Origin of the sequence: Exiguobacterium sp. OS-77 (assembly GCF_000414195.2) — a bacterium.
Classification (GTDB): domain Bacteria; phylum Bacillota; class Bacilli; order Exiguobacteriales; family Exiguobacteriaceae; genus Exiguobacterium_A; species Exiguobacterium_A indicum.
On the sequence record NZ_DF239008.1, the window covers coordinates 37232 to 55357 of the forward strand.

Consider the following 18126-nt stretch of genomic DNA (forward strand, 5'->3'; position numbering starts at 1 on the left):
GACGGTTCGCTTCTTTTTCATTACATCGAACGGGGCGTGAAGGAAATCGTCGTCCGTGTCGATTCAGCGGATAGTTTCGCATCGAGCATGTGGAAACTGTTCGCGACGAGTTCTGCTAGTTCATAAACGAGATGTAACCGTGTATTTTGGAGAATCATCATCTCCATGAATCCACTGACGTTAACGACAGCCTTAATGTTGAAGTCACCGACCGCAGGCAATTCTTTTTGAACGCCGGCACCGGGTGCGAGTGGACCTTCCGAGAAGAAGACGTGCCCAACGCTTGAAAGTCGACCAAGACACGCATCAATTGCGATGACGAGCGGACGGTAATGGGTCGTTTGGATTGAGTGAATCGTTTCAGCGAGATTCAGTGCATGGACGGGTTTAGCGAGTGTACCGTAAACGTGGAGATGAGCAGGTGCTTGTTTTTCAAGGAATGTTCCGACAAGTGGACCGAGTGAGTCGCCCGTCGAACGATCAGAACCAATGCAAACGAGTACGATTGGTCGTTTTTCCTGGACTGCGGAGATTTGTTCGAATAATTGTTCGGCTAAGCGTTCTTTCGCGAACGGTTCCGTATATTCTAAAAAGAAAGAATAGGGCTTGGGCTCGTGCGAATGAAAGCGGAAATTCATCGAAATCATCCTTTCTTCTCTTGATGTCGGTGTCGTGGTGGATTGGCAAGAGTGAAGGGTTCTTAGATGATTTTCCTTTCCCGGTTTTTCCAAAAATCTAACGTCAAAATCGGCTCTATTGGTTGAAACTCAATTAAAATCACGTATACTGTCGTAATAGAGAGAACAAGAAAGGATGAGAGAATGGCTACCAATCAAGATGTACAAGAATCCGTCGCCCAAGTCGATAAACTAATCAATCAAGTAATGGATGCGGATATGTGGATTCGTTTTGGGATGAAACTACTGATTGCGCTCATCATCATCGCGGCGTTCTATGTGTTAACGCGCGTTTTGACTGGGGCAGTCTCGCGTCTCTTTACGATTAGGAAAATCAATGAACAGGACTACTTGGCGCAACGTCAGAACGAGACATTACTGAAGTTGCTCCAAAATGCGATTCGTTACGTGCTCGGAATCGTCATGTTGTTGACGGTACTCAGTCAGTTCGGAATCAACATCACCGGTCTTGTCGCCAGTGCGGGGATTGCCGGTCTTGCGATTTCGTTCGGTGCGAAGAACTTGGTGCAAGATATCATTACCGGAGCGTTCATCATCTTCGAACGCCAGTTCAAAGTCGGAGATTATGTACGCGTCGGTGTGATCGAAGGAGTCGTCACGGAACTTGGAATCCGGACGACGAAACTAAAAGGACTCAACGGGGAGATCCACATCATCCCGAACGGTCAGATTTTGCAAGTCACGAACTATTCGGTCGACAACAGTTTCGCGCTCGTTGATGTTCAAGTCTCCTATGACGAAGATCTCGAACGGGTCGAACAAGTCTTGCATGAGATCGCGGACCGGACAACGAAGAAGTATGTCGATATGTTCGTCGAACCGATTCAGATGCTTGGCGTCCAGACGCTTGGTCCTTCTGAAGTCGTCTATCGTTTGATGGCAGAAGTACCACCGATGCAACATTTCCAAGCCGGTCGTCTAATCCGGAAGGAATTGAAGCAAGGACTAGAAGAAGAAAACATCAAGATCCCGTATCCACGGATGGTCATGATGAATCCAGAACAAAAGAATGGTGGACAAACGGATGATTCCAAAAACGTATCAACTCCATGATTATGTTGAGATGAAGAAGCAGCATCCATGTGGTACGAACCGATGGCAAATCATTCGGGTCGGCATGGATATCCGAATCAAATGTCAAGGTTGCGGGGCAAGCATTTTGATGCCACGTCGTGATTTTGATAAACGATTGAAAAAAGTCTTACCAGAGTAATGAAAAGCGGATCTGATCCTCGTGATTAGATTCGCTTTTTTGTTGTCTTGCTTAAGTGGAGCGGTTGCGTTCGGTTAGGACGTGAGTAAAAAAGACGGTCGAGCTCCTTGCTTAAAAAAATTGAACTATCTATAATTGTGAAAGATGTGCTGACGTGGTGTAATCATTCTACCCACTGCGGCCGCTAGCACGGATTTCCTAGGAAATACCGAAAAGGAGGAATTCCAAGTGGGATTAACAGCAGGAATCGTTGGCTTACCAAACGTAGGAAAATCAACACTTTTTAACGCCATCACACAAGCAGGTGTAGAGGCAGCGAACTACCCGTTCGCAACGATCGACCCGAACGTCGGTGTCGTTGAAGTACCAGATGCACGTCTTCGGAAATTAACGGAACTCGTCAACCCGAAAAAGACGATCCCGACAGCATTCGAATTCACGGATATTGCAGGTATCGTAAAAGGCGCGTCTAAAGGGGAAGGTCTCGGAAATAAATTCCTCGCGAACATTCGTGAAGTGGATGCAATCTGTCAGGTCGTACGTTGTTTCGTTGACGAGAACATCACACACGTGGCCGGAAAAGTCTCACCGATCGATGATATCGAGACGATCAACCTCGAATTGATCCTCGCAGACCTCGAGCAAGTCGAAAAACGGATTCAGCGTGTCCAAAAACAAGTCAAGTCACGCGATAAAAACGCAGCGGCTGAACTCGAAGCACTTGAAATCGTGCAAGCATTACTCGAAGACGAGAAACCAGCACGTCTGGCTGAATTGAACGAAGATCAAGCAGCTCTCGTCAAACACTTCCAATTGTTGACGATGAAACCGATGCTTTACGTTGCAAACGTTGGCGAAGATGAAGTCGCAGACGCGGACAATAACGAAAACGTCCGTCTCGTACGCGAATTCGCAGAAAAAGAAGGTTCTGAAGTCATCGTCATCTGTGCTCGGATTGAAGAAGAGATTGCAGAGCTTGAGCCAGAAGAACGTCAAGAGTTCCTCGTCGATCTCGGAATCGAAGAATCAGGTCTTGATCAATTGATCCATGCAGCCTACAGCACGCTTGGTCTTGCGACATACTTCACAGCAGGTGAAAAAGAAGTCCGCGCTTGGACGTTCAAAAAAGGGATGAAAGCTCCGCAATGTGCGGGTGTCATCCACTCGGACTTCGAACGTGGATTCATCCGTGCAGAAGTCGTTTCGTACGAAGATTTAGCAGCAGCAGGCAACATGGCTACAGTCAAGGAACAAGGACGTTACCGTTCAGAAGGTAAGGAATATGTCTTCCAAGACGGCGATGTCGTCACATTCCGCTTCAACGTCTAATCGAAATCGAATCGTTATTGCATAAAGCAAAATACTTTGGTAGTATTAACGAATGTGAGTAATGAATTATTGCTCCTTGCTCGAACATTCGAGCCGCCAGTCCAAGAGGAGGTGACAGATATGCGTAAATACGAAGTACTTTACATCATCCGTCCGGAACTTGATGAGGAAGCACGCAAAGCAACAGTGGAGCGTTTCAACAAAGTCCTCACTGATAACGGTGGTACAGTTGATAAAACAACTGAAATGGGTAAACGTCGTTTCGCTTACGAAATCAATGACATGCGTGAAGGGTTCTACGTTCTTCTTAACGTTTCTGCTGAACCAGCAGCTACAAAAGAACTTGACCGTCTCATGAAGATCAGTGACGATATCGTTCGCTTAATGATCACAAAAGACGAGAAATAAGCTGAAACAGGAGAGTGATTCTGATGATTAACCGCGTCGTTTTAGTCGGTCGGTTAACTCGTGACCCGGAAATGCGTTATACGCAGAGCGGGATTGCGGTAACGCGATTCACACTCGCATGTGACCGTCCTTTCACAGGGCAAGATGGGAAGCGAGAAGCTGATTTCATCGATTGCGTCGTTTGGCGCAAGCAAGCAGAGAACGTTGCTCAGTATTTGAAGAAGGGTAGTCTTGCTGGTGTAGAGGGTCGCCTCCAGATTAGCAGCTACGACGATAAAGAAGGGCAACGCCGTTATCGTGCGGAAGTCGTCGCTGATAGCGTCCGCTTCCTTGAGTCACGTAACGCGAGCCGTTCTTCGGATGGTAGCGAAGGCTACGCTTCATCTACTGGTGGAAACGGGAATGCTGCAGGATGGGGTTCACAGCAACAGCAGAACAACTCTTCCTCGCCAGCACCCGCTTCATCGAATTCGGGCTTCGGCGCTGATCCGTTCAGCGGCGGTAGTTCGATCGACCTTTCAGACGACGATCTCCCGTTCTAAGGAAATCGTCCTGAAAAATCCAAGTTAAAAAGGAGGTTAATCACATGGCACGTCGTCCAGGTGGAAAACGTCGTCGTAAAGTATGTTACTTCACGTCGAACCACATCACTCATATCGATTATAAAGACGTAGAACTTCTCAAACGTTTCATTTCGGAACGCGGTAAGATTCTTCCACGTCGTGTGACTGGTACTTCAGCGAAATACCAACGTCCACTTACAATCGCAATCAAACGCGCACGTCAAATGGCTTTAATCCCATACGTGGCTGACTGATTTCGTAGCACCATCCTCATGCGTGAGGATGGTGCTTTTTTTCGCTTCCCTTTCATCCCCTCCTGCTTTTCGGTTATAATAAACAAGTTACTAAAAATTTAAATGAACCCTATAGAGCATATAAGGAGGACACGATGGAGTCAGGTCAACAAGTATCACCGGAACGAGAACGACGCATCGTTCGCTTCATTCCGTATCTATTAATCGTCGGTCTGCTTCTCGTCGTCGCTGTACGTGAACCGATCATCTCTGCTATCGGAGCCGTCGTGACTGCCCTCCTCTTCGGATTGCACCTATTCGAAGAACGCCGTGCACGCAGGGCATGGGAGGCATACGTCGCCGGAATCTCGATGCAAGTCGAGGAGACGGGACAAGATGCGTTGACGAACATGCCAATCGGGATTTTGTTATACGATGAGGAAACCCTCGTCACCTGGTTCAATGATCCGATGCGGGAGATCTTTGATGATGTAGCGATGGGACAGACGCTCAATGAGCTCGATCCCTTATTCATCGAAATGGTCGCGACGAACGAGGACCAAGCGACGCTTGAAATCGGTGATGCCGTATATCGCGTCTTTTCAAATCATGAGAATCGGACGTTCTATCTGTTCGATATGACAGAAGAAGCACAAGTCGAACAACAACTCGTCGATAATCAGACAGTCATCGGCGTTATCTATCTCGATAACTACGATGAGATGACACAAGGTATCGAAGATCAGTTGCGCAGTGAGTTGAACAGCCGAGTTACGCAACTGTTGAATCACTGGGCAGCCGAACACGGAACGTATATCAAACGAACCGCATCTGATCGATACTTCATCGTCACGACAGAAGAGAATCTTCGGATTCTCGAACGATCGAAGTTCACGATTCTCGATACCGTGCGCGAAGAGACGAGTCAGCGTGGTGTCCAGTTGACGTTATCGATCGGAATTGGTTGCGGAAGTGACCCGATTCCGGCGCTTGGTCTGATGGCTCAGTCGAGTCTCGATCTCGCATTAGGACGGGGAGGCGACCAAGTCGTCATCAAACGCGATGGAAAAGTCCGCTTTTATGGCGGCAAGACGAATCCGACAGAAAAACGGACACGTGTCCGAGCACGTGTCATTGCCAACTCGCTTCGTGACTTAATGCAGGAATCGAGCCGTGTCCTGATCATGGGGCATAAGAATCCGGATATGGATGCACTCGGATCAGCGATCGGTATTTTGAAGCTTGCGGAAATGAACGATAAGGAAGCGCATATCGTTTTACCGCCAGAAGAAATCGGTCGTGGGATTCGCCGGATGATGGACGAGATCGCTGAAGTACCACAACTCGAGACACGGTTCGTCAATGCGTTTCAAGCCGATCAGTTAATTGACGATCAGACGTTACTCGTCGTCGTCGATACCCACAAACCGTCGCTCGTCGTCGTGCCGACGTTACTCGATCGATTCGAGCATATGGTCGTGATTGATCATCACCGGCGTGGGGAGGACTTCATCGAAGATGCGGTCCTCGTTTATCTCGAGCCTTACGCATCGTCGACGTCAGAACTCGTCACCGAGCTGATCGAGTACCAGCCGACGAATCAGAAGCTATCGATGCTTGAGGCGACGGCGTTACTCGCCGGCATCATCGTCGATACGAAAGGCTTTGCGCTTCGGACCGGCTCGCGGACGTTCGATGCTGCCTCTTACTTGCGTTCACAAGGTGCTGACACGGTGCTCGTGCAAGAGTTCCTCAGTCAGGATCTTGAGACGTACGTTGAGCAGTCACATATCCTCGAGCGGTCCGAGGTCTATACGAAAGGGATGGCGATTGCGACAGCGGAACCTGGCGTCATTCACGATCAAGTCTTGATCGCACAAGCAGCCGATCAATTGTTGTCGCTCCAAGGCATTCGTGCTGCCTTCGTCATTGCGGAACTTCAAGACGGACGGACAGCGATCAGTGCCCGTTCACTCGGAGAAGTCAACGTCCAGTTGATCATGGAGACGCTCGGAGGCGGTGGTCACTTGACGAACGCGGCGACACAGATGTCAGAATCGGTCGTCACGGTCGCGGATGCGTTGCGTAAAGCGATCGATCAATATCTAGAAGATGAGACAAAAGGAGAGGAATCAGAATGAAGGTTATTTTCTTACAAGATGTAAAAGGACAAGGTAAAGCAGGAGACGTCAAAGACGTGGCCGATGCTTATGCAAATAACGTACTCTTCAAGAAAAAGTTGGCGCGTCCTGCGACGACTGGCAACTTGAAGCAACATGAAGCACATGAACGTAAAGCAGCAGAAGAAGCGAAACAGAACTTGCTTGACGCACAAGCGTTAAAAGAGAAAATCGAAAAAGAGACGATCGTCGTCTCGACGAAAGCCGGTGAAGGCGGTCGTGTCTTCGGTTCTGTCACAAGCAAACAGATCGCGGAAGCACTCAAGAGCATGGGCTACAAAATCGACAAACGTAAAATCGAGCTCGAGCACCCAATCAAGGCACTCGGCTTTACGAAGGTACCATTGAAGCTACACAACGAAGTGACAGCGACGCTGAACGTTCAGGTCAAAGAGGCGTGAGTAGAAAAGGGGAACGGTGATGAGTGAAGTCATACAAAATATGCCTCCCCAAAGTATCGAGGCAGAACAAGCCGTCCTAGGGGCGATCATGATTGATGCGGATCGTTTGATCAGTGCATCAGAACGTCTGTTACCGCAGGACTTTTACCGTGCCTCTCACCAACGGATCTTCGAAGCGATGCTCGTGCTGTCCGACCGAGGCGAAGCGATCGACCTCGTCACGGTCACAGCCGAGCTGAGTACGCTTGGCATCCTAGATGAGATCGGTGGTCTACCGTATCTAGCGGAACTAGCGGAAGGTGTACCAACCGCAGCCAACATCAATTACTACGTCAACGTCGTTGACCAGAAGTCGACGCTTCGGCGTCTCATTCGGACGGCGGGTGAAATCGTCACTGATGGATACGAGCGGCAAAACGAGGTCGATGTCCTGCTGAACGAGGCAGAACGGAAGATTCTCGAAGTATCACAAGGAAAAGGGAGCGCGAGCTTCATCCCGATCTCGGACGTCTTGACGAGTGCCTATGCAACGATTGATAAATTGCATAAGCAAAGCGGCGAGACGACGGGGATTCCGACTGGCTTCCAGGATCTCGATAAGATGACGGCCGGCTTCCAGCGTAACGATCTAATCATCGTCGCAGCACGTCCATCGGTCGGGAAGACGGCGTTCGCCTTGAACATCTCGCAAAACGTCGCGACACGCGCTGACGAGAACGTTGCCATCTTTAGTCTTGAGATGGGTGCCGAACAGCTCGTCATGCGGATGCTCTGTGCCGAAGGAAACGTCGATGCGCAGCGTCTGCGGACTGGTCAACTCGAAGAAGAGGACTGGGGCAAGTTATCGCTTGCGATGAGTAACCTGTCTCAAGCCGGCATCTACATCGACGATACACCAGGTATTCGGGTTAACGATATCCGGGCGAAGTGCCGTCGTTTGAAGCAGGAGCACGGTCTTGGGATGATCATGATCGACTACTTGCAGCTGATTCAAGGGAATGGTCGCTCCAGCGACAATCGTCAACAAGAGGTCTCGGAAATCTCCCGTTCCTTGAAATCACTCGCGCGTGAACTCGAAGTCCCCGTCATCGCCTTATCGCAGCTCTCCCGTGGAGTTGAGAGTCGTCAAGATAAACGACCGATGATGTCGGATATCCGGGAATCGGGAGCGATCGAGCAAGATGCCGATATCGTCGCCTTCTTGTATCGTGACGATTACTACAATAAAGAAACGGAAGATGCGAATACGATTGAGATCATCATCGCAAAACAGCGGAATGGTCCAACCGGAACGGTCAAACTCGCCTTCCGAAAAGAATTCAACAAGTTCGTGGATCTCGAGCCAAGTAACTCGTATGCGCCACCAGCTTAATCCAAGCTACGCTTTGTCTTCGATCATCGGAGACAAAACGTAGCTTTTTTTATTTTCACCTAAAGATTCTCAGTTTATTCATCAAAAACGATAATTAAACGAACGAAAGAGAATTGTAACAATTAATTGTTCGGTATTTGGTTGACTTCTTTTTTTTATCGCGTTACACTTAGTCGTGGTTTTGAATCGTACGTGGAGGTGGATGATAAGATGTCATCAGTAGTAGTAGTCGGAACACAGTGGGGCGACGAAGGAAAAGGGAAAATCACCGATTTTCTTTCGAAACAAGCCGACGTCGTAGCACGTTATCAAGGTGGAGACAATGCAGGACATACGATCGTATTCAATAACGAGACGTACAAATTGCACTTGATCCCATCAGGTATTTTTTACTCGGATAAGAAATGTGTCATCGGGAACGGTCTCGTCGTTAACCCGAAATCACTCGTCAAGGAATTGAAGTATCTGCACGATCGTGGTGTTTCAACGGATAACTTGTTAATTTCGAATCGGGCGCATGTCATCTTGCCGTATCATCAGTTGCAGGATCAGTTAGAAGAAGAAGCGAAGGGCGACGCAAAAGTCGGAACGACGCTAAAAGGAATCGGACCGTGCTACATGGATAAAGCCGCACGAATCGGAATCCGGATGGCAGACTTACTCGACAAAGAAACGTTCGCTGAGAAGTTGAAGATCGTTCTCGACCAAAAGAACCGGATGTTCACGAAGATGTATGACGCTGAACCAGTCGCGTTCGACGATATCTTCGAAGAATACTATGCCTATGGACAAGAATTCGCGAAATACGTCTGCGATACATCCGTCGTAGTCAACGATAGCCTTGATCACGGCGAAAAAGTGTTGTTTGAAGGCGCACAAGGTGTCTTACTCGACCTTGACCACGGAACGTACCCGTTCGTTACATCGTCGAACGCATCAGCTGGCGGTGTCGCATCAGGTGTCGGTGTCGGTCCAGCTCGGATCGACCACGTCGTCGGTGTCTGTAAAGCGTACACGTCACGTGTCGGTGACGGTCCGTTCCCAACGGAATTGTTCGATGACATCGGGCACCAAATCCGTGAAGTCGGTCGTGAATACGGAACAACGACAGGACGTCCGCGTCGTGTTGGTTGGTTCGACTCTGTTGTCGTTCGCCACTCGCGCCGTACAAGTGGGTTGACGGATCTTGCGCTCAACTCGATCGACGTCTTGACAGGACTCGACACGTTGAAGATCTGTACATCATACGAATTCAACGGAAAACAGATCGATGAGTACCCAGCAAGCTTCCGTGATCTCGAAGCATGTGTTCCAGTTTACGAAGAACTGCCGGGCTGGAAAGAGGACATCACAGGTGTCCGTCGCTTTGAAGATCTACCGTTGAACGCACAGAACTACGTTAAGCGGATTGCGGATCTCACAGGTATCTCGCTCGTCACGTTCTCGGTCGGACCGGGTCGTGAACAGACAGTCGTCTTGCGTGATCTCTACGAAGAAGCATAAGTCTCAACAGGACTGACTTAAAAAAGAATGACGCGTCTTTTCACGCCCTTTCCTCAGGCGAGACACAAGCCAGTTTTCCTGCTTCATTTAAGCAGGAAAGCGGGTCTTGTTTGTCTCTGACAGCGCATCAATGCGCTTTTCCTGTAGGAGTGGCGTGTGAGCGTCATTCTTTTTATTACGGAATAGGGGTGGCAGATCATCATTCTGCCACCCCTATCTTTGTCGAGACTGACTTTTGAGTCAGCACCGTTTTTTGTGCGAAATGGTTCACAAACGGAAGCAAAAACAGGTATACTAAATACAGTGTTTCACGTGGAACCTCTCTCGTGAGACGACGAACAGCAGAGAGAGTGGCGCCGGGAGTTTCCGTCGCCACCTTTCTATATGCCGAAAAAACAGGTAAAATAGATTGAATAGAAATTTTTAAGGGGGCACACCCAGTGACGGAACGCAAAATTCTAGTCGTCGATGACGAGTTACCGATTGCAGATATACTCAAGTTTAAATTAGAAAAAGAAGGCTACCAGGTCGCGATCGCAAACGACGGCGTGGAGGCATTAGAAAAATTCGAGGAGTTCAAACCGGATTTGATGTTACTCGACATCATGCTCCCGTTAATGGACGGGATGGAGGTCTGCCGGGAAGTCCGGAAGACGTCGAAGATTCCAATCATCATGTTGACAGCGAAGGATTCCGAGATCGATACGGTACTTGGTCTTGAGCTTGGCGCGAACGATTACGTGACGAAGCCATTTAGCTCGCGCGAGTTACTTGCCCGCGTGAAAGTCCACTTACGCAACACGAGTCCTGAAGCTACACCACAACCGGTTGGACCAGGTCCACTCAAAGTCGGAGAACTGTATATCGATACGAATTCGCATACGGTGACACGTAAGGATCAAAAGATCGAGCTGACGCAACGTGAGTTCGAATTGTTGCACTATCTTGCGAAAAACATCGGTCAAGTCATGACACGTGAGCATTTGTTACAGACGGTCTGGGGCTATGACTACTTCGGTGACGTCCGGACAGTCGACGTAACAGTACGTCGTCTTCGTGAGAAAGTCGAAGATAACCCAAGTACGCCGGTCTATATCATGACGCGTCGTGGGGTCGGCTACTATCTCCAAGACGGGGAGAATGAATAACGATGTTAAAAGGAACGAACTTCTTTAAATCCATCCAATGGAAACTCGTCGTCATCTATGCCTTATTGATCTTAGTGGCGATGCAGGTCATTGGCGTCTATTTCGTTCGTTCCCTTGAAAAGCAGTACATTACGAACTTCTCGAAGTCGGTCGAGGACCGGGCAGGTCTTGTCGCCTATAACGTCGGGAAGGAATTCGATAAAACAGGCGATGATGAAGCCTCCAAACGGCAGTTGTCCCAATCACTAGGGCAACTGCTGTCTGAGTTTAGTAATGGCTCCACCTCAAGGAACGACATCCTCGAAGTTCAAATCATTGATCAGGACTCGATCATCCAGGCGACATCGGATAACGAGAACCAGTCGGCGGTCGGACAACGAGCGACGAATTCATTGATTAAAAAAGCACAGGCAACGAGCTCGACCCGGACGGACACCGTGCTTGATCCGGAATCAGAGGATAAGATCCGGATCTTTGCCGTACCGGTCACCTCGGAACGAGACGGCGTCACGACCGGTATGATTTATGTCCGCGCCTCGATGGAGTCGATCTATTCGCAGATGCAACAGGTCACACGGATTCTCGCGACCGGAACGGTCATCGCTCTCGTCATCACGTCGATTCTTGGTGTCTTGCTGTCGCGGACGATCACGCGCCCGATTTCCGATATGCGGCGTCAAGCGATCGAGATGCGACGCGGGAACTTCTCGCGGAAGGTTAAGGTCTATTCGGACGATGAGATCGGGCAACTCGCTCGTTCGTTCAACGAATTGACGGATGAGTTGCTCGAAGCAAACGCGACGACGGAAGCTGAACGGCGGAAGTTGACGAGCGTCCTTGAGAACATGACCGATGGCGTCATCGCGACGGACCGGACGCTGCGCGTCATCTTGATGAACGATCAAGCGAAGGATATCGTCGGTGCGGATGATGCGAGCGTCGTCGGCACGAACTTGAAGGACTTACTGGCACTTGGTGACGATTTCATGATTCCGGAAGACGGTACGATGCCACCGCGTCTGCTTGATTTCAGTAGTGAGGACGAACTGTTCCTCGTCCGGGCATTCTTCTCGCCCGTCAAGAAACACAGTGGTCCGATTACCGGGATGATTGTCGTCCTGCATGACGTCACGGAACAGGAGCAAGTCGAACAGGATCGTCGCGAATTCGTCGCGAACGTCAGTCACGAGCTCCGAACACCGCTGACGACGATGCGCAGCTATCTTGAAGCCTTGGCAGAAGGAGCGTATCAGGACGAGGAACTCGCACCACGTTTCCTTGAGACGACACAAAACGAGACGGAGCGGATGATCCGCCTCGTCACCGATCTTTTACAGCTGTCGAAGATGGACAGTAAGGAATACAAGATGAACAAGGTCCGCTTCGATTACATTCAGTTCCTGAATGAGATTCTCGATCGCCATGAAATGACGAAACCGGAACGAATTCGTTTCCGTCGTAAGATCATGAAGCGGAAAGTCTATATCCGTGGGGATCAGGATAAATTGATTCAGGTCGCAGATAACATCCTGACGAACGCAATCAAGTACTCACCGGAAGGCGGAACGATCACTGTCCGGACGATGCTCCGGGCAAAACGGATCGTCATCAGCATCAAGGATGAAGGTGTCGGAATCCCGAAAGCGAATCTCCAAAAAATCTTCGAACGCTTCTATCGTGTCGATAAAGCCCGTGCCCGTAAAATTGGCGGCACCGGTCTTGGTCTGTCGATTGCAAAAGACGTCGTTTCGGCACATGGTGGCGACATCTGGGCAGAAAGTGAATGGGGACGCGGCACGACGATTTACTTTACGCTTCCGTATGAGGTGATCGAAGAGGTGGATGCCGGATGAAGAAACAACACTGGAGTTCGCTGTTACTCGTCCTGCTTGTCGCCGGTTCGATCGCTCAGACAGCGATGCTCTGGACCTATCATCCAAGCAGTGAATCAATCGAGCGGGAACAGGTCTCGTTCAACGAGATCGATGCCTCAAAGACGATTGAAAGCAACCAACTGATCAACCCAGAACTACTCGTCTATGCGGATCAGGAAGGGATCTATCAGACACAAATCATCGGTCGGACCTTCCTTAACCGCATCGGTGCGTCGTTTAACATCGGTGTCCTCGTCTTGACGGATAAAGCGAATAACATCCCGGTTGGTGACCGGAGTGTCGAGATAATTTTCCCGACACCGATCAGTGCGACGATTCTTGAAGAGTTACTCGGCGAAAAACAAATCGCCTTCTCGGAACCAATCAAACGGCTCTATTTACTCGATTATGATGGACCAATCCTCCGTCTCGAGTCGGCGACCGGTCGCCTGAAGGACTTCAAGCTCGTCGGCGATGAGACGGTTCTGAAGCGACTGTTCGCGCATGATAAGAAAAAACCGATGACACGCGTCGAACTCAAAGGTGGCGATTATACGTATGTCGCGAGCGGTACGACGCGACTAGAGCAAGTCTTCGTCTATGACGAGGTCGGGCAATCGCCGAAACCACTCGACCGCATCCGGAGTGCCTTTTTTGCCGAGAACTCGAACGTCCAGCAAATCAAGAGTCGGGATGATCTCGACGTCTTAACGGACGGCGTCAGCGTTTCGACGTATGACCGAAACTATAATGTGTATCGTTTCAATACATTATCGCCGAATACGCAAAGCTCGACGGTCGATTACAGCACGCTCGTCAGCTATGTCAACATTCATGGGGGCTGGCTCGATCAAGATACCCAACGCAGTGGTTTCCGGTATTACTTTGATCAGATGAGTAAAAAGAGTGAGGAACAGACGGCGACGTTCCGGTTGTACTTGAACCGGTATCCGGTATTTGGGGAGAGTGGTCCGCTACTCGAACAGACGAAGTTCGATCTTGCGACACTGAAGATCATGTATGAGGAAAATCAAGTCCGGTCGCTCAGTCGTAGCATGCTCCGAGCGAAGCGGAAGCTCATCCTTCGGGAAGAGACGGTGCCAGCCGTTGAAACGGTTCTCGAACGTCTGAGCCGTGCTGATCTCTTAAAAGAGATCAGTGGAATCCGGATTGGATATGAGATGACGTATAAGATTTCAACGAGCCGCTATGCCGTCTTTGAGCCGACGTGGTTCATTAAGATCGACGGTGTCTGGCAATCGATCAATCAAGCTGTCGGGAATGAGGGGTGAGGATAAATGGACTGGAGTAAAGCGAAGACCTTATTGATGCTGACCTTTTTGATCCTGAACGTCTACCTCGCCATTCAATTGATGGACCGGATGGTCGAGCCGCGGATCGTTGCGACGAGTGCGACCGGGAAATCGATCTTGAAGGATCGTCAAATCGACGAGAAAAAACTACAACCGGTTACGCGGGATATCGGCTATTTAACAGCCGAAGTCGACGCGCGGACGCTTGCGCCACTTGCGAGTTCACCGATTCGTGACGCGGTTGCCTCCGTCAAGAATGATGTCGAGTGGTCGGTCCGATTGACGAAACCGTATCGACTCGATGCGAAGACGATGCGGGATTCTGCTTCATCGTTCGTTCAAGCATCAGTTCGATATGGTGCCGAATATACATTTTGGAAGTATGATAGTAAGTATCAGGAGATGACATTCGTTCAGACGTATAAGGGACAGCCGCTCTATTCGACACCACAGCAGTCGCGTGAGGACGATGCGATGATCGGACCGTCCCTGCTCGTCTTGCAGCTCAACGATGCGAAGGAAATCGTCAGCTACAAACAACGCCACTTGAACAAGGTCGTCCGGCAAGCGCAGGACGTGACGTTGTTATCGGCAAGTGAAGCAATCGTCCAGTTGTCGGAGCAAGGCTTGTTCCCGGCATCGAAGCGGTTGACGAGTCACAAGCTCGGTTATTTCTGTCTCGTCACGGAAGGCACGGAATCCGTCCAAATCCTGCCGCCGACGTGGCAAATCGAGCTCGATAATGAAGAAGTCTACTTCGTCAATGCGATTGATGGCGGTGTCCAGACCGTCGAACGATTGGATACAGTCTCAGAGAAATGAGGAATGCACGATGAGCCTACACTACAGCGTCATGGCCAGTGGCTCGACGGGGAACGCCCTCTATATCGAAAGTGAACAGACCCGCTTGCTCGTCGACGCGGGATTGACCGGCAAGGCGATGCTCGCCTTGTTCGACCAGATCGACCGGTCGCCACATGGCATCGATGGTCTGTTCGTCACCCATGAGCACTCCGACCATATCAAAGGCGTCGGTATCATGGCACGGAAGTACAATATCCCGCTCTATGCGAATGAAAAGACATGGGCAGCGATGGAAGCGAAGATCGGTAAGATTGATCCGGCGCTGAAGTTCCTCTGGGAAGTCGGAGAGGTCAAGCAGTTCGGTGACATCGAAGTCGAATCATTCAACGTCAGTCACGATGCAGCCGATCCGATGTTCTTCCAGTTCGCCCATGAAGGAAAAAGATTGGCGCACATCACGGATACCGGATACGTCTCGGACCGAATGAAAGGTGTCATTCGGGGCGCTGATGCCTATATCTTCGAAGCGAACCATGATATCGGCATGCTCCAGATGGGACATTATCCGTGGAGCGTCAAACGACGGATCCTCGGGGATTACGGACACGTCTCGAACGAGGACGCCGCAATCGCGATGAGCGAGGTTCTAGATGACCGGACGAAACGGATCCACATGGCCCACTTGAGCAAGGACAACAACATGAAGGAACTCGCTCGGATGAGTGTTTCCCAGACGCTCGCAAGTCGTGACGTCGATCTGAGTAAGATTCAGCTTCTCGACACGGATCCGGTCATTCCGACACCGCTCCTAAAGCTTTGATTATGGGAAATTACTGAATATGCTCAAAAGACCCCCACATTTGGCTCACTTGCCACGTGATGGGGGTATACTTGTGTAAAGAGAGTCATAAAGGAGGCGTATGTCGATGGATCGACCCGAAGAACCACGGAACGAATCCGAACGATACGAACAGTCATCCGATGAGAGCGGCTTCCCGCCCCGTCAGCCGGCAACGAGCGAACCGGTCAGCCCTTATCGTGAACCATATGAAGAACAATCAGAACCACCGCGTCGTCGCGGTGCCGGAAAAGCCTTTTTCGTCGGTCTGATCGGCGGAATCGTCGGAGCCTTGTTGATCGCCCTCGTCGCGTGGCCGTTCGTCCGCGATGAGATGACGAGTCCGACTCCGGTTTCGTCGACGACAGCGGAACAGACTGCGACACAGACGACAGAGGATGAAGCCGATATCGTCGGTGCGGTCGGTAAGACGAAGGAAGCCGTCGTGAGCGTGACGAACCTTCAGAGCTCGTTCCAAGGAACCGATCAGGAAACGGGTGCGGGGTCCGGCGTCATCTATAAAAAAGACGGCAATAAAGCCTACGTCGTCACGAACTTCCACGTCGTTGAAGGGGCGAGCCGCTTGTCTGTCACGTTATCCGACGGAACAGCACTCGAGGCAAAAGTCCTCGGCGAAGATCCGACGTACGATTTAGCGGTCTTGTCGATTGATTCATCGAAAGTGACACAAGTCGCAAAACTGGGGGATTCGGATACGTTACGTGCCGGTGAAACGGTGCTTGCGATCGGAAACCCACTCGGAATCTTCGCGAACTCCGTCACACGTGGTGTCATCAGTGCGCAGGAACGGACGGTTCCAGTCGATACGAACAAGGATGGACAGCAAGACTTTAATACAGAAGTCATCCAAACCGATGCAGCGATCAACCCGGGGAACTCGGGTGGAGCGCTCATCAACACAGCTGGTCAATTGATCGGGATCAACTCGATGAAGATTGCGGAAGCAAGTGTCGAAGGAGTCGGATTTGCGATTCCGATCAACGAAGCGTTACCAATCATGCGTGATCTTGAGCAAAACGGCGAAGTCGTTCGTCCACAGCTCGGGATTCAGATTCGCGACGTGCAGGAATTCCCAAGCGGATACCGCGAAGATCGTCTGAAATTACCGAATGATGTCACGAAAGGAATCGTCGTCGTTGGTCTAACACGTAACAGCGGAGCCGAAAAAGCGGGAATGAAGGCAAACGATGTCATCGTCGAGATCAACGGAAAAGCGATCTCATCGTTCGCTGATCTGAAAAGTGTTCTCTACCGGGATGCAAAAGTCGGCGAAACGGTCAAAGTCACGTTCTATCGTGGCGGTGAAAAACAGACAGCAGATGTGAAGTTGTCAGCTCAGTCACCAACTGTTCAGTAAAGCATAATCTGAAAAACCATCCACAGGTCCGACCTGTGGATGGTTTTTTGAGTGAGGAAACCTGCGCCTTTTCCGGTCAGGAAGGTCGATATTTGTTATACTGGAAGCGGATAAATGTGGATAAGTGAAAGGAGGAGACTACCTGTGGATAAGTACGTTTGTTTAGAACATGTCGAGCTCGCGCTTGACGAAATCGTGGATGAAACAGAACAATACCCGATTCTCGATCAGCTAAATCCAGAAAAAAACATCACTTGTGAATACTGTGACGCACCGGCAACATATCTTGTGTCAAGCAAAAAATAAATATCAACATGTGGATTTGTGGATAACTCTGTGGATAACTCCTGAATTTTCTGTCAGAAAGCGAGAAAAAAGATGCAAATTACCATCATTACGGTCGGAAAGCTAAAAGAGAAGTATTTGAAGCAAGGTATCGCCGAATATACGAAGCGTCTCGGTGCGTACTGTTCAATCCAAGAAATCGAGGTCGCGGACGAAAAGGCACCGGAGCAGTTGAGTGAAGCGGAGATGGCGCAAGTGAAGAAAAAAGAGGGCGAGCGGATTTTAGCGAAGATTGGACCGGACGTTCATGTCCTCGCACTTGCTATCGAAGGAAAACAACGGACGAGCGAACAGTTCGCAAAAGAACTCGATCAACTCGCGACATATGGCAAGAGCAAGATTGCTTTCGTCATCGGTGGATCGCTCGGTCTTGCACCAGAAGTGATGCAGCGTGCGAATGATACAATCTCGTTTTCAAAGATGACATTCCCGCATCAATTGATGAAGATGATCCTCTGTGAACAGATTTATCGGGCGTACCGGATTAATCGAAATGAGCCGTATCATAAATAAAAGTTATTTGACC

At 49.9% G+C, this 18126-nt stretch carries 19 protein-coding genes; 18 read left to right on the plus strand and 1 reads right to left on the minus strand.

The window, feature by feature from the left end:
• Positions 1 to 20: 20 nt before the first annotated feature.
• Positions 21 to 638 carry a spore protease YyaC gene (yyaC, locus tag EXG77_RS00170; RefSeq protein ID WP_034786343.1) on the minus strand — a complete coding sequence of 206 codons (618 nt, stop codon included), beginning with the start codon at positions 636 to 638 and terminating at the stop codon, positions 21 to 23.
• A gap of 183 nt (positions 639 to 821) precedes the next feature.
• Here yyaC and EXG77_RS00175 point away from each other — a divergent pair, with 183 nt between their 5' ends.
• From EXG77_RS00175 to rlmH, 18 genes are all read left to right on the plus strand, one after another.
• The gene (locus EXG77_RS00175; protein WP_023469854.1) at positions 822 to 1751 is read left to right on the plus strand and encodes a mechanosensitive ion channel family protein; all 930 of its coding nucleotides are present in this window, start codon (positions 822 to 824) and stop codon (positions 1749 to 1751) included.
• A complete protein-coding gene (locus EXG77_RS00180) occupies positions 1723 to 1911 on the plus strand; it encodes a DUF951 domain-containing protein (protein WP_023469853.1) in 189 nt (62 codons plus the stop codon). Before EXG77_RS00175 ends, EXG77_RS00180 begins: the two co-directional genes overlap by 29 nt.
• A gap of 228 nt (positions 1912 to 2139) precedes the next feature.
• Positions 2140 to 3240, plus strand: coding sequence for a redox-regulated ATPase YchF (gene ychF / locus EXG77_RS00185; protein WP_023469852.1), 1101 nt, complete (start codon positions 2140 to 2142; stop codon positions 3238 to 3240).
• A gap of 120 nt (positions 3241 to 3360) precedes the next feature.
• A complete protein-coding gene (gene rpsF / locus EXG77_RS00190; RefSeq protein WP_023469851.1) occupies positions 3361 to 3648 on the plus strand; it encodes a 30S ribosomal protein S6 in 288 nt (95 codons plus the stop codon).
• 23 nt (positions 3649 to 3671) lie between these two features.
• On the plus strand, positions 3672 to 4190 hold the full coding sequence (gene ssb, locus EXG77_RS00195; protein ID WP_023469850.1) for a single-stranded DNA-binding protein: 519 nt from the start codon (positions 3672 to 3674) through the stop codon (positions 4188 to 4190).
• Positions 4191 to 4234: 44 nt separating this feature from the next.
• Positions 4235 to 4465, plus strand: a complete 231-nt coding sequence (rpsR, locus tag EXG77_RS00200; protein WP_023469849.1) for a 30S ribosomal protein S18 — start codon at positions 4235 to 4237, stop codon at positions 4463 to 4465.
• A 134-nt stretch (positions 4466 to 4599) separates the two neighbouring features.
• Positions 4600 to 6585, plus strand: coding sequence for a DHH family phosphoesterase (locus tag EXG77_RS00205; protein WP_035395443.1), 1986 nt, complete (start codon positions 4600 to 4602; stop codon positions 6583 to 6585).
• Positions 6582 to 7025: a 50S ribosomal protein L9 gene (gene rplI, locus EXG77_RS00210; RefSeq protein WP_023469847.1), complete on the plus strand. Its 444-nt coding sequence runs from the start codon at positions 6582 to 6584 to the stop codon at positions 7023 to 7025. Before EXG77_RS00205 ends, rplI begins: the two co-directional genes overlap by 4 nt.
• 19 nt (positions 7026 to 7044) lie before the next feature.
• Entirely contained in the window at positions 7045 to 8397 is a 1353-nt protein-coding gene (gene dnaB, locus EXG77_RS00215; RefSeq protein ID WP_035395445.1) for a replicative DNA helicase, read from the plus strand.
• 210 nt (positions 8398 to 8607) lie between these two features.
• Positions 8608 to 9900 (plus strand): adenylosuccinate synthase, encoded by a 1293-nt coding sequence (locus EXG77_RS00220; RefSeq protein ID WP_035395447.1) that lies wholly within the window; start codon positions 8608 to 8610, stop codon positions 9898 to 9900.
• Between the two features lie 440 nt (positions 9901 to 10340).
• A complete protein-coding gene (gene yycF / locus EXG77_RS00225; RefSeq protein WP_023469844.1) occupies positions 10341 to 11048 on the plus strand; it encodes a response regulator YycF in 708 nt (235 codons plus the stop codon).
• A gap of 2 nt (positions 11049 to 11050) precedes the next feature.
• Positions 11051 to 12901 carry a cell wall metabolism sensor histidine kinase WalK gene (gene walK, locus EXG77_RS00230; protein WP_035395449.1) on the plus strand — a complete coding sequence of 617 codons (1851 nt, stop codon included), beginning with the start codon at positions 11051 to 11053 and terminating at the stop codon, positions 12899 to 12901.
• Entirely contained in the window at positions 12898 to 14214 is a 1317-nt protein-coding gene (gene yycH, locus EXG77_RS00235; protein ID WP_035395451.1) for a two-component system activity regulator YycH, read from the plus strand. Before walK ends, yycH begins: the two co-directional genes overlap by 4 nt.
• Positions 14215 to 14220: 6 nt before the next feature.
• The gene (locus EXG77_RS00240) at positions 14221 to 15057 is read left to right on the plus strand and encodes a two-component system regulatory protein YycI (RefSeq protein WP_023469841.1); all 837 of its coding nucleotides are present in this window, start codon (positions 14221 to 14223) and stop codon (positions 15055 to 15057) included.
• A gap of 10 nt (positions 15058 to 15067) precedes the next feature.
• The gene (locus tag EXG77_RS00245) at positions 15068 to 15859 is read left to right on the plus strand and encodes an MBL fold metallo-hydrolase (RefSeq protein WP_023469840.1); all 792 of its coding nucleotides are present in this window, start codon (positions 15068 to 15070) and stop codon (positions 15857 to 15859) included.
• 106 nt (positions 15860 to 15965) lie between these two features.
• Complete coding sequence (locus tag EXG77_RS00250; protein WP_035395452.1) at positions 15966 to 17255, plus strand: S1C family serine protease; 1290 nt, start codon at positions 15966 to 15968, stop codon at positions 17253 to 17255.
• 144 nt (positions 17256 to 17399) lie between these two features.
• The gene (locus EXG77_RS00255; RefSeq protein ID WP_023469838.1) at positions 17400 to 17561 is read left to right on the plus strand and encodes a CxxH/CxxC protein; all 162 of its coding nucleotides are present in this window, start codon (positions 17400 to 17402) and stop codon (positions 17559 to 17561) included.
• A 72-nt stretch (positions 17562 to 17633) separates the two neighbouring features.
• Positions 17634 to 18113 (plus strand): 23S rRNA (pseudouridine(1915)-N(3))-methyltransferase RlmH, encoded by a 480-nt coding sequence (rlmH, locus tag EXG77_RS00260; RefSeq protein WP_023469837.1) that lies wholly within the window; start codon positions 17634 to 17636, stop codon positions 18111 to 18113.
• The last annotated feature ends 13 nt before the right edge of the window (positions 18114 to 18126 follow it).